The sequence below is a fragment of the Pseudoglutamicibacter cumminsii genome, assembly GCF_003143995.1.
GTDB classification, from domain to species: domain Bacteria; phylum Actinomycetota; class Actinomycetes; order Actinomycetales; family Micrococcaceae; genus Pseudoglutamicibacter; species Pseudoglutamicibacter cumminsii_B.
The window spans coordinates 316783-329868 of record NZ_QFWG01000001.1 but is presented as its reverse complement, the minus strand read 5'-3'; the positions used below and the strand labels follow the sequence as shown (position 1 = coordinate 329868).

Here is a 13086-nt window from a genome sequence, read left to right as displayed (position 1 = left end):
GGACAGGGCCGAGCTTTCTAACCGCTGAGCCCTCTAACCGCCGGACACACTGACGTGCGAAAGAGCCGCACAAGGTCCACACGAGCACCAGGCGGGCTAAACTAAGGCCCCGTGAACACAGCGATCCCCGAACAGCCGCAACACACCGGAACCCTTCTGCGCGAAATCCCATCCGGTGACCCAGCGGCGGACCTGGACCGCGGCATCGAACTGCTGCGCGAAGTAGCGCAAGGCAAACGCGGCCCGCTCCTGCGCATCTACCGCCCCGCACCGACCGTGGCCTTCGGCCAACGTGACACACGCGCGCCCGGCTACGAGGCCGCGGCCCAAGCGAGCCGCGACGCCGGATTCGCGCCACTCATCCGCAAAGCCGGCGGACGGGCGATGGCCTACCACCCAGGAAGCTGGGTCATCGACCACATCCAGCCCGAGAAAGACGCGATGCTCACGCACCAGCACCGCTTCGAACACTTCGCGAACCTCTTCGTCGAAGTATTCACACGCCTCGGCGTCCCCGCGGCAGTAGGGGAGCTGCCCGGAGAATACTGCCCGGGCGAATACTCCGTCCATGGGATCGCGACCGGAGAAAGTCGATTCGAAAAGGGCCGCAAAGTAAAGCTCGTCGGTACAGCGCAACGTGTCGTGCAGGGCGCGTGGCTGTTCTCATCGGCTGTCGTCCTGGAAGAAACTGAGCCGATCGCCGCCGTAACCGAGTCCGTTTACAAGGCGATGGATCTGGAACTGGACCCACGCACCATCGGCTCCGCGCAAGATCTCGTCGCCACGCACGTCACGCATGAGCGTTTTATTGATGTGTTGCTTGAGGTGTGGGGCGAGCACGGCTACGTGTTCAGCTAGCCCGCACGCATAGATGAGCCCCACATCGGATGCCTGGTTCAGCTTGCATGTGCCACGATGGATGCATGTGTGGACGTTATGTGATCGCCCGGGCCGCCGGAGACTTGATGGATGCGCTCGGTATCGAAGCGCCCGATGCGGATGGCGCGGAAGCCGAGGGTGAGCAGCTTGAACTGCGGCCCGACTACAACGTTGCGCCCACCAAGGATGTTCCGATTGTGCTGGAACGGCTTGTCGAGCCCGCGGGAGATCTCCCAGCGGGACAGCCGCCAGCGGAATATAGGCGTGAACTGCACGTAGCGCGCTGGGGCCTGGTCCCGATCTGGGCTAAAGACCTCTCGTTTTCCTCCCGGGCCTTCAACGCACGCTCAGAGACTGTGACCTCGAAGCCAACATTCAGGTCCGCCGTAAAGGCTCGCCGTTGCGCGATTCCGGTGGATGGCTATTATGAGTGGCTTGCGCCAGAGAAACCGGGCGGCCGTAAGCGGCCGTTCTTCGTGCATCGGAAAGACGGCGCGCCGATCGTCTTCGCGGGCTTGTATGAATGGTGGAAAGACCCAAACGCGCAGCAAGATCCAGCTGGTGCAAGGACGGGCGCCGCTGAGGAGAATCCGTGGGTGCTTTCGTGCACGATGCTTACGTGCGCATCGCCGTCACCGGACTCAGCCGGGATGGCGGGTGAGCTCGGGCGGCTCCATGACCGTTTACCCGTTCCGCTCGGGGACGAAGCGGCGCTGAGTGCATGGCTCGATCCGCAGAACGAGGACGCCGCAACGCTCGTCGCTGAAGCCGTAGCTCACGCCTACGATTCGCTCGGGGAATGGGAGATGCACGAAGTGGATCCCGCGGTGGGCAACGTGCGGAACAACGGCCCGGAACTGATCACGCCCGTCAACGACATCGAGCCGTCGCTGTTCTAGGTTTGGAGCAACGTTGTGGCCGGCTAACCATCAACGGCTAGCCGGCCACAACGTTGCTCAACAACGACTACCCGAGTGAGAGCGGCTTCTCGGCTTCCTCGCCGAGCACATGCTCTTGCAGGAAACCGATGAACGTGCGGTACCAGACCTCTGCGTTTCCGCGGGACTCGATCCAGTGCCCCTCATCCGGGAAGTAGAGGTAGCGGTGCGGTAGCGAGCCGTCGGCAGCACGCGGCGTGGCTGCATGCACGTGGAGTGCGTGCCACAGTTCAAGCCCCTGGCCGATCGGCACGCGGTAGTCCTTATCGCCGTGGATCACGAGCATCGGTGCTGTGATCTTCTCCGCGAAGAGGTGCGGTGAATACTCCGCACCCTGCTCACGCATCGCACGGTCCCATGACGCGTTGTCGGTGCTGCGGCCCATCGAGGTCGTGTTCCACAACGATGCGTGGGTCACGATGGCCTTGAACCGGTCGCCTGTGTGCCCTGCAACCCAGTTAGCCATGAAGCCCCCGTAGGAACCGCCGGCGAACGCCTGCTTGGTTTCGTCGATGTCGGACCGCTCGATGGCGGCGTCGGTGAGCGCCATGATGTCGGTGTACGGGGTGCCGCCGAGCTGTTGCTGGCCGCGGTCGATCATCGCCTGGCCATAGCCAGTCGAGATAGCTGGGTCTGGCAGAAGGACCGCGAAACCGGCTGCGACGAATGGTGCCGGGTTCCAGCGGTAGGTGAACGCGTTCCACGAGCCCCACGGGCCGCCGTGCGCGAACACGACGAGTGGGTGTGGTCCGTCGCCTTCCGGCAAGCGCAGCCAGGCGCGGATCTCCGTTCCGTCCTCCGCGGTGGCAGTGATGTTTTCGGTGCGGCCCGGCTGATCCGTTGCATCGGCAGGGTTCGCGAGCTCCTCAACAGCTACGGCGTGCGCTGATCCGGCTTGTGCAGTCTCGCTTGGGAGTTCGATGCGCACTGGATGCGGCGCAACCGCGATGCCGTTACGCAAAGAAATCAGCGCAGGGGCTTCATCGCCGCTGGCTGAGCGATCTGGTGCGCCCACACGGGCCAGTCCGGTGAAAACCTCGCCGGTGCCAGGGCCGCCAGCGATGCGCTGTGGCGCGGCATCGGTCACGGAACCGAACCACACCGAGCCGCTACCGGAATCATCGCTCGTTGCGGCGAGCTCAGAGTTCGTGACCCACATCGGAGCCACCCAGTGGTCCAGATCCGGCCACAGCTCAGTGCGCTCACCGGTAGCGATATCCATGATGTGGGAACTCGAGCTCAGCGACTGCTGCGGCGTCCAATCGCGGGTGCAGTTCACGACAACCTTCGCCGAATCAGGCGAGATGTCGAGCAGGCCGAGGTGATGACCAGGAACCGTGTCAACGTCGGTCAGCATCGTCTGCTCACCCGTGGCGACATCGATGCGCCACAACTGCGTGCCCGTGATGAGGTCAGCGACGTTGATCTCAATCGAGGCGAGGATGAATGAGGCATTCGGCGCCGCCATCCAGGAAAGCAAACGGCCCTTAGGCAAGCGAAGAACTCGCCACGACAACAGCGAATCCGCATCCTTGCTGTCGGCCGAATCCTTACTGTCGCCGGAGTCCTTACTGTCGCCGGAGTCCTTACCCTCAGCGGAATCCTTGCTGACAGCGTCCTTGCTTGCCGCATCGGCGGCCTTCTTGAGGCGCGCGTTCTTCTCATGCTCAGCCGCGGCGGCCTCGATGTCGCGAGGGAGCTCAGCCACCAGGATCACGTCAGTTGCAGGGCCAAGATCGCTCGCCCAATACCGCGACGGGAACGAGGAATGCAGAATCCCGGAAACATGCATCGTGGAGCGGCTACGCGAATACTCGGCGTGCTCCTCCTCGGTGCTCGCTTGCGAATGCATACCAGCCTGCGCGAACAGCGTGTCCTTCTTGACCTGCAAGCTACGGAACCCGCCCGGGCGCTCGGCAAGCAACAACGGCGAAGCCGAGCCCTGCGGAAGGTGCCATACGCAGCTACCGGCCTTCGCGTCGTCGGTCTTGGAAGCCATGTAGAACAAGCGGCCCTGAGCTTCCAAGGCCGGGCTCGATGCACCCTTGTCGTGGCAGGTCAGGGCGCGAGGCTGTGTTGACCCTTTCGGGAGTTCAACGATCTGGCTCTGCCAGCCGGTGCCATCGGCATCCAGCTGCTGGATTGTGGCGACGATGCGTCCGTTGGCGCTAGCTTCAAGGCCAGTGACGCGGGTTGCGTTGAGAAGAGTGTGAAGGGTTTGAATCATGCCTTTGAGGCTATCGCGCCGCGGGGGTGCGTGTCAGTAGCTGCAACCGCGAAAACATGCGTTGCGGGTAGACCGGGCTATGCGGTGCGCGGGCTAGATCCTCCGGCGGGATCGGAGCGTAGACATGGAGCGGGATGTCGGCGTCGACCAGCACATCGACCAAGTGCGCAAAGCGCTGTATCGAGTTGCGAGTGATGTTCTCCGGTTGCGGGACGTCGCGCAGGACCCAGGTCGAATAATCCTCGGCGAGCGCGAGCAGATCCGCAGGGGAGATGCTGCCTTCGCATAGGTGCTCCCACGTCGTGTCGAGCCTGTGGGGTTCCACGGTTGTGTTGTCTGGGGTGGTGGCGTTGACGGACAGGGTGCGTGCGGTTCCTGGCAACGGGATGGTTGCTGTTGGGCGGGGGCTAGGTTTGTTCGCGATGGTCCAGGTCCCCGCCGGGAAGCCTGTTGGCTGGTGTTGGGGTTGCTGCTGGGTTGGCTGGTGTGCGAGCGCGCGGTAGTCCTGCGGGTGCGCGAGGGGCACGACTTCGAGGTGTTCGTGGATGTGGCGTGCCGCAGGGGCGAGGGCGTCGGCGATCATGGGGTCGTCGTGGCCGTTATCAGGTGTCGTGTTGGAGGTTGTGAAGAGTGCGATGTCGTGTTCGGCGAGGACATTGAGTGCGCGGCGGAGCATCACGGCGTCGGCGACGTCGTGGACGTGGAATTCATCGATGAAGATGACAGCGTTGCCTGCGGTGACGTCGGTGACGGCTTCCGCGAATGCGTGCCCGTTGGTGTGCATGCTGTGGGTTATCGCGCGGAAGAACGCGGTCAGGTGCATGCGCCGGGTTGGCGCGGAGGCGTTGGTGAGGATGCTGTCGATGAGCCAGGTTTTGCCTCGGCCGACCTCGCCGGTGAGGTAGGCCCCTGATGCGTGGGACGCGAGGATCGTGTGGGCGGCGCGCTGTTGGTGCGGATCGAGTGTGACGCCGCGGGTTTCGGATGCTCGGTTGATTGCCTCGAGCGCGTCGGTGAGGGAGTCCCAGCCGAGACGTTCATAGAGGCATTTCGATGGGGCGGGGTTGGGTTCCGCTGTGGTGGGGCCGGAACCGGGTGTGGCTGCGTCGTTATCGAGGGGCTGGGAGGACATGCTCCCTATTGTCTCCGATGGGTGTGGGCGAGGTGGGACGCTGTGTGCGAGGTGGGACACAGGGGTGTGCGGTTCAAACTGTCAGGGGGTATTCTTAAGGTCTTCCTATCGAACATATGTTCGAGTCTCATTGTGTGAGGTTCCGCTTCCCAGGCCTCGCACATCCAGTGTTATGGCCGAGCCAGCTCACAGGCGGCCGGTGAGAAGTAGGAAATGAGTATGTTCACTCAATCTGTGGAATTGCGGTGCGACGAGCAGGGTGCTCCGAGCGCTGTTCTGTGGCAAGGGCGCACCTGGAAGGTGTGTGCGGAGCCCGTCCGATGGTTTGAGCGTCGAGCGTGGTGGAATGAGGACCCCCGAGCCGTTAAAGGTTCTGGGCCGGGGGTTGTTGATCATCTGATATGGCAGTTGCAGGTTCAGCTGAACCCGCGGTCTGAGCCGCAGACGATGTACGTTTCCCAGCACTGTGAAACAGGCCGGTGGCGGCTGATTAACGTTGAGTTGCCGTCTCAGCCTTTGCGGCGTAGCGCGTGAAGAAGGTAGCTGGGTAGCGATGGGCGGGTCACTGCATGAAGGGAAGATAGGTTTCCCGCATTTGCATGTTTCTACCGCGTATAGCGCGCACTACGGCGTTGATCGTCCGGAGCAACTGGTTGCGCAAGCCGCGGCTGATGGCGCTTGGGCTTTAGCCTGCACGGACCGTGACGGGCTCTATGGCGCGGTCAAGCATGTTGCTGCGTGCATTGAGCATGGGATTGCCCCGATTCTGGGGGTGGATCTCGCGCTGCTTGAGAGGGCGGGGGCCTCCGGCGTGCCTGCTGGCTCCAAAGCCGCGGCTGCCTCCGGTGCGGTTGCCTCCGATGTGACTGTTGCGGGTCGGGTTGTTGTGCTTGCCCGCGGTTCTGCGGAAGGGTATTCGGCGCTGGTGCGGCTTGTGTCGTTGGCGCATCGGCGGGGGACGGAGCCTCACGGGATCGTGGGGGTAAGCCGGGCCGATGTAGGCCGAGCGGCCGTTGACCCTGAAGGTGCGGTGCGGCTCAGCGTGCTCTTAGGCCCGGATTCCGATGTGGGGCATGCCGCGTACCGTCGGCGGTATGCGGTCATGCGGCGCCGGCTTAAATCGTGGCAAGCGGTGGTCGGTACGGATGCGTTATTCGTTGAGCTGGTGAGTCATATGTCTAGGCCGGGGCAGCGCTGTAGCCATGCGCATGCTCTGCGCATGTGGAAGGCAGCCCGCGAGAGTGGCGTTGCCGCGGTCTTGACGAACGCCGTGCGGTACGCGAGCCCAGACGGTGCAGCGACCGCCGATGTTGTGGACGCGGTGCGTCTCATGACCCCGCTGGGTTCCACTGCATCGGCAGGGGGTTCCAGTGCTGCGGCAAGAAATTCCAGCGCTGCGGCAAGAAATTCCAGCGCTGCGGCAAGAAAATCCGGTGCGGCAGCGGGCACAGCGGCGAGCGCTTCGCGGGGTGAGAGTCCGCAAGTCAATGGGCAAGGATGGCTGAAACCGGGTGCCCACATGCATCAAGTGGCTTCTGAGTTGGCCTCAGTTGCGGGACTCGGAGCCCAAGGTGCCGAGCAGCTACTGCGTTCAACCCAACTGTGCGCGTCCCTGAGCGTGCTCGATCCGGTCGAGCACATGGGATGGGGGACACCGGTAGTTCCTGAGGCTCACGTGATCGGGATTAAGAACAGCCCGATGCGTGAACTACGGCAACGGTGCCTTGACAGCCTCGAACGGTTGTTCGCTCCGGGCGGTGAAGCGGTTCTGCACCATTCAGCGGAGCGCGCTGAACGGATGCGTCAGCGTGCCCTGGACGTCCTGGACCACGAGCTGGGCATCATCGAAGACCTGGGCTTTGCAAGCTATTTCCTCACGGTCGCCGCAGCGACCGACATCATCCACGGAATGGGAGTGAGGGCCGCTGCGCGAGGCTCTGGAGCATCGAGCCTTGTGGTGTACCTCCTAGGGGTATCTCATGTGAACCCCTTGGAGCATGACCTGATCTTTGAGCGTTTCCTCTCACGTGAACGCGCAAGCCTTCCAGACATCGATGTGGATGTTGAATCCGCTCAACGCCATGCGGTGTACAGAGAACTGTTTAAGCGGTTCGGGGAGGACCGCACCACGCTGATGTCGATGCAGAACGCGTACCGCGCAAGGGGAGCGGTCCGCGACGCCGGCTATGCGTTGGGCATGGAAAGTGAAGACATCGACCGGGCAGCTAAAAGCTTGTGGCGCCTCAACGCCGCGAACGTGCGGGATGCGGTTGCGAAGATGCCGGAACTTGTCCCTCTCGCGCAACGGCTAGAAGCCGAACGCCGCTCCGGTAACAACAGGTGGGACTTACTCGTCGACCTCACAGAACGCCTGGACCGGTTGCCCCGCCACATCTCGATGCACCCGTGCGGGGTGATCCTTTCGGACAGCTCCTTGCTGGACCGCACCCCGGTCCAGCCTTCCGGCATGGGTTTGGCCATGAGCCAGTTCGATAAACACGATATGGACCACATGGGGCTCATCAAGTTCGATGTGCTCGGGGTGCGGATGCAGTCCGCGATCGCCTACACCCTCGAAGAGATCAAGCGGATCCACGGCGACGCGCGTTCGGTCTATGCCGCGGGCCAACACGATCGGGCCTCCCTGAAAGGCTGGTATCAGCAACCAGGTAGTCGTGACCAGCAGGTGCGTGAGACCCCCGAAGGCGGCGGTGCTCCAGATGCGTTGGGGATCAGCATCCCTGACACCGTGCCCGATTCCCCGGCCGCATTCATGAGCGAAGCCGGTGACGACATCCCGTGGATCTCACCCGATGGGCTCATCAACCTAGACCGGATCCCGTTCGACGATGAAACGACGTTCGAGATGATCCGCACGACCAACACGCTGGGCATCTTCCAAATCGAATCCCCAGGGCAGCGGGAACTCATCGGAAAACTCGCCCCGATCGAACTCAACGACCTCATCATCGATATTTCCCTGTTCCGGCCGGGCCCCATGCAATCAGACATGGTCACCCCATTCCTGGAACAACGCCACGGATTCCGGCACACGGAAGTCCCACACCCAGACCTCGCGCCGATCCTGAAAGAAACCCACGGAGTCGTGGTGTTCCACGAACAAGTCCTACGCATCATCGACACCATGACAGGGTGCGGGCTTGCCCGTGCTGACGTGTACCGGCGCTGGATCGGAAACCCAGAGAAGGAACCGATCTTTGAAAAAGCATTCAGGCGAGAAGCGCTCTCGAAAGGGTACAAGGTCGATGTGATCGATAAAGTCTGGGAGATCCTCGCCGCTTTCGGCTCCTTCGGCTTCTGCAAAGCCCACGGAGCCGCGTTCGCGATACCCACGTACCAATCCGCCTGGCTGAAAACCCACCACCCGGAAGCGTTCATGGCCGCACTGTTCGAACACGACCCGGGGATGTACCCGCAGCGGCTACTCATCGCGGAAGCGCGCCGGCTAGGCATCCCTTTGCTCCCGCTAGACGTCAACACCTCGAGCACATCCTTTAAGGTCGAACGCATACCCGAACAAAATCAGGTTCAACATGCACAAACTCAACGCGAACCAGTTCCCGGGATCCAAGCACGCGGAGACCTCGGCATCCGCATATCGTGGTCGCTCGTCGGCGGCCTCACGAGTGCCGAAGCGCAACGGCTGAGCGCCAACGCCCCCTACACCTCAATTGCAGACGTGCGTTCCCGCGCCCGCATCAGTAAATCCAGCATGGTCCGGCTCGCCCAACTCGGAGCGCTCGATCGTTTCCTGATCCCCGGAAGGGGCGGCCGCGCCGACCTCATCCACCACCTAGACGCTCAACGCAACACGCCACAACGCACGCGCCGCGACCACCCGATCCCCGGTCAAGGCGCGCTGGACCTCGGTGTAGACCTTGAAACCGCGTCACTGACACCCGTGTTCCCAGACCCGACGCCGGAACAAAACATCCGAACCGAACTCGACCTCACTGCAGCCGATATCAGCGGCCACGTCATGAACACGCACTATCCGTACCTCGATGCGGTCGGCGCGACCCCCTCGAACCGGCTCCTCGAACTTCGCTCAGGTAGCCGCGTGCTCGTGGCCGGTGTGCGAGTCGCAACCCAAACCCCGCCGATGCGCTCGGGGGAGAGAGTCGTCTTCATCAGTCTCGACGACGGCCACGGATGCGTCGACATCGCCTTCTTCGCTCAAGCCCAAGAAGAAGCAGGCCCGCTCGTGTTCTCATCACGGCTCATGCTCGTGGAAGGCACCACGCGCCGCACCGGCCCGAGAGCCGTGAGCGTCCAAGCGATCCGCGCATGGGATCTACAAGAACCCATCACAGCTGAAACCCCGTCCGAACGGATCCCGCCACAACCCGGATACCTCTACAACACCAGCCATCGCAGTGACCCCAAACATTCAACCAACAGCAACCACCTCACCGGGGCCAACTACACACAACGGTCCTACGATGCTTCACGCACTTCCGTGTCCTAGAATGAGACATTGGCTGGTCGTGGTCTCGGTATGCCACTCACCATAAAGCCATAGAACAAGAAAGGCGGGCCACCATGGCTGATTCCCTGAACCTCACGATCGACGGACAAGCGCGGGAGGTGGAACAGGGAACAACTGGACTCGACCTGTTCAAAGACCAAAAAACCACCGTGGTGATGCGCGTCAACGGCGAACTGTGGGACCTCCACCGCGAAGTCCCAGCCGACGCCGTCGTCGAATCCGTGGACATCAGCAGCCCAGACGGCCTCAACGTTCTGCGTCACTCGACCGCCCACGTCATGGCCCAAGCGGTCCAGGAACTCTACCCGGAAGCTAAGCTCGGCATCGGCCCCTACATCACCGACGGTTTCTACTTCGACTTCGACGTCGACGAACCATTCACCCCGGAAGACCTCAAGGCCATCGAAAAGCGCATGCTGCGCATCGTGAACCAAACCCAGTCTTTCCGCCGCGAAACCGTCACCTCCGAACAAGCACGCCAAGCACTCAAAGACGAGCCATACAAGCTCATCCTGCTCTCCAAAGCCGACGAAGCCGCAACCTCCGGCGAAGGCATGAGCGTTGAAATCGGCGAAGGTGAGATCACCCTCTACGACAACATCGACCGCAAGACCGGCGACGTCATCTGGCGCGACCTCTGCCGCGGCCCACACCTGCCGAACACCAAGATCATCTCCAACGCGTTCGCACTGACCCGCAGCGCCGCCGCCTACTGGCTCGGCAACGAAAACAACAAGCAGCTGCAGCGCATCTACGGCACCGCATGGCCAACTAAGCAGGAACTCAAGGAATACCAAGAGCGCCTCGCAGAAGCCGAACGCCGTGACCACCGCCGTCTCGGAACCGAGCTCGACCTGTTCTCCTTCCCAGACGAACTCGGCTCCGGCCTGCCGGTCTTCCACGTCAAGGGCGGCATCATCAAACGCGAAATGGAAGACTACGTTCGCGACCGCCACGTAGCCGCAGGCTTCGACTACGTCGGAACCCCACACATCTCCCGCGCAGGCCTCTTCCACACCTCGGGACACCTCCCGTACTACGCGGACACGATGTTCCCACCACTGACCGTGGACGCAGAACACGACGAAGACGGCAATGTGACCAAGCCGGGCCAGGAATACCGCCTCAAAGCGATGAACTGCCCGATGCACAACCTCATCTACAAGTCGCGTGGCCGCTCCTACCGCGACCTCCCACTACGTCTATTTGAGTTCGGGCACGTCTACCGTTACGAAAAGTCCGGCGTGATCCACGGCCTGACCCGCGTGCGCGGCTTCGCGCAAGACGACTCGCACTCCTACGTGACCAAGGAACAGGCTCCAGAGGAAGTCCGTCACCTCATCGAATTCATGCTGTCCCTGCTGCGTGACTTCGGCATGGACGACTACTACCTCGAGCTCTCAACCCGTGACGAAGACTCCGATAAGTTCATCGGCTCTGACGAACAGTGGGAAGAAGCGACCCGCATCCTTGAAGAGGTAGCCATCTCGACCGGTGTGGACCTCGTCCCAGATCCAGGCGGTGCTGCCTTCTACGGCCCGAAGATCTCCGTCCAGGCCCGTGACGCGATCGGCCGGACCTGGCAGATGGGTACAGTCCAGTACGACTTCAACCAGCCGGCCCGCTTCGAACTCGAATACCAGGCAGCTGACGGAACCCGCCAGGAACCGGTCATGATCCACGCCGCTAAATTCGGTTCGATCGAACGCTTCATGGGCGTGCTCACCGAGCACTACGCGGGAGCTTTCCCGGCGTGGCTCGCACCAGTTCAGGTCCGTGCGATCCCTGTAGCCGACGTATTCAACGACTACCTCGCAGAGGTCGTTGACCGTCTCAAAGCCGAAGGCATCCGCGCGGAACTGGATGACAGCCACGACCGCTTCCCGAAGAAGATCCGCAACGCATCCAAGGAAAAGATCCCGTTCACGCTCATCGCTGGCGGCGAGGATCAGGAAGCCAACGCGGTCTCGTTCCGTTACCGCGACGGTTCCCAGGACAACCAGGTACCGGTCGATGAAGCCATTGAGCGCATCGTGAAGCACGTCCGCGAACGGATCAACACTGACCATGCCTGAGCCTGAACAGCCTCAACAGGATCACGACGCCGAGGTCACCGACGACTTCGAGCTCGCTTCAGCACCTGATCGACTAGGCCGTCTATGGACCCCATACCGGATGGCCTACGTCGAGAAGGGGCAGGACCAAGTCAAGGACGAGCACACGTGCCCGTTCTGCTCTGGACCGCAGCGTAGCGACGAGGAAGCGCTCATCGTCTACCGCGGCGAGCATTGCTTCGTGAACCTCAACCTGTACCCGTACAACCCGGGGCACATGATGGTCATCCCGTACCGTCACGTGCCGATGTACACCGACATCACGCCGGAAGAGACAGCTGAGATGGGTGCGCTCGCACAGAAAGCGATGCGGGTTGCCGCCCACGTCTCGAAACCCGATGGCTTCAACCTCGGGATGAATCAGGGTCAGGCTGGTGGCGCTGGCATCGCGGCTCACTTGCATCAGCATGTGATCCCGCGGTGGAACGGCGACACCAACTTTTTCCCGATCATCGCTGAGTCCAAAGCGATCCCGGTGGTTCTCGGAGACACGCTCCGTCTCATGAAGCAGGGCTGGGACGAGGTCAACTAGCGATGCTTGATCGGTATGCCCGCGGATTTTTCACGGCGTTGTTTCGCCCGCTCGTGCGTACTCTGGCACGCGCGGGCGCAACACCGAACCTGGTCACGGTACTAGGTTCGGTCGGCGCCGCTGTTTCCGCGGTCGCTCTGTACAGCTGGGGTCAGCTGTTTTGGGGCACGGTCGCGATCACGCTGTTCATCTTTTCCGACATGATCGATGGCCAGCTTGCTCGCTACCTCGACCAACAAGCTGAAGCAGGGCACGGTCGAGCCCGCTCGTCGGCAGACCGTGCCCTGGGTAACTTCCTCGATTCGTCCCTGGATCGGCTGGTTGATTTCGCGATTTTCGGTACGCTCGCGTTCTGGTGGTTCACCGGCGGCGGGCGCCCGATGTTCGGTACAGCCGCGCTGGCCCTCATGGCTGCCGGTGGGCTGGTTTCGTATGTGCGGGCTAAAGCCGAGGCGCTGGGTTTCGATGCCTCGGTGGGTTTTGTCGAACGCTCGGAACGATTGGTCGTCGTGCTGATACTGACCGGTTTCACTGGTTTGGGCCTGAACTCGTGGTGGTGGTTCGGCGGAGTCGTCGCCGTGTGCGTCGGCTCTGTGGTGACGATCGGGCAACGCATCACCAAAGTGGTTTCCCAGGCCCGCGCCGGCCATGAACCGGCACAGACGCGCCGGTGATTCATGGCTGACAATCCATAATCTCGGACGTCATATGACGCTGTTCTTCGCTCGATATGACAGCCGTGCACACCGTAGGC

Annotated in this window: 8 protein-coding genes; 6 read left to right on the top strand and 2 right to left on the bottom strand. The window is 62.2% G+C overall.

Features of this window, described 5'->3' with window-relative positions; all coding sequences use genetic code 11:
• Positions 1-111 precede the first annotated feature (111 nt).
• Together CAY35_RS01485 and CAY35_RS01480 are read left to right on the top strand one after the other, a co-directional pair.
• Entirely contained in the window at positions 112-858 is a 747-nt protein-coding gene (locus tag CAY35_RS01485; RefSeq protein ID WP_258265573.1) for a lipoate--protein ligase family protein, read from the top strand.
• Between the two features lie 65 nt (positions 859-923).
• On the top strand, positions 924-1778 hold the full coding sequence (locus CAY35_RS01480; RefSeq protein WP_109303015.1) for an SOS response-associated peptidase: 855 nt from the start codon (positions 924-926) through the stop codon (positions 1776-1778).
• Between the two features lie 67 nt (positions 1779-1845).
• Here the strand turns inward: CAY35_RS01480 and CAY35_RS01475 are convergent, their stop codons facing one another.
• Together CAY35_RS01475 and zapE are read right to left on the bottom strand one after the other, a co-directional pair.
• Positions 1846-4044, bottom strand: a complete 2199-nt coding sequence (locus CAY35_RS01475; RefSeq protein WP_109303014.1) for a S9 family peptidase — start codon at positions 4042-4044, stop codon at positions 1846-1848.
• Between the two features lie 10 nt (positions 4045-4054).
• Positions 4055-5176, bottom strand: coding sequence for an AFG1/ZapE family ATPase (gene zapE, locus CAY35_RS01470; protein WP_109303013.1), 1122 nt, complete (start codon positions 5174-5176; stop codon positions 4055-4057).
• Between the two features lie 553 nt (positions 5177-5729).
• Here zapE and dnaE point away from each other — a divergent pair.
• From dnaE to pgsA, 4 genes are all read left to right on the top strand, one after another.
• Complete coding sequence (gene dnaE, locus CAY35_RS01460; protein ID WP_109303012.1) at positions 5730-9665, top strand: DNA polymerase III subunit alpha; 3936 nt, start codon at positions 5730-5732, stop codon at positions 9663-9665.
• Between the two features lie 74 nt (positions 9666-9739).
• Positions 9740-11761: a threonine--tRNA ligase gene (gene thrS, locus CAY35_RS01455; protein WP_109303011.1), complete on the top strand. Its 2022-nt coding sequence runs from the start codon at positions 9740-9742 to the stop codon at positions 11759-11761.
• The gene (locus CAY35_RS01450; RefSeq protein ID WP_109303010.1) at positions 11754-12332 is read left to right on the top strand and encodes an HIT family protein; all 579 of its coding nucleotides are present in this window, start codon (positions 11754-11756) and stop codon (positions 12330-12332) included. The genes thrS and CAY35_RS01450 overlap by 8 nt, the downstream gene beginning before the upstream one ends.
• 2 nt (positions 12333-12334) lie before the next feature.
• Positions 12335-13006, top strand: a complete 672-nt coding sequence (gene pgsA / locus CAY35_RS01445; protein ID WP_109303009.1) for a phosphatidylinositol phosphate synthase — start codon at positions 12335-12337, stop codon at positions 13004-13006.
• Positions 13007-13086: the final 80 nt, after the last annotated feature.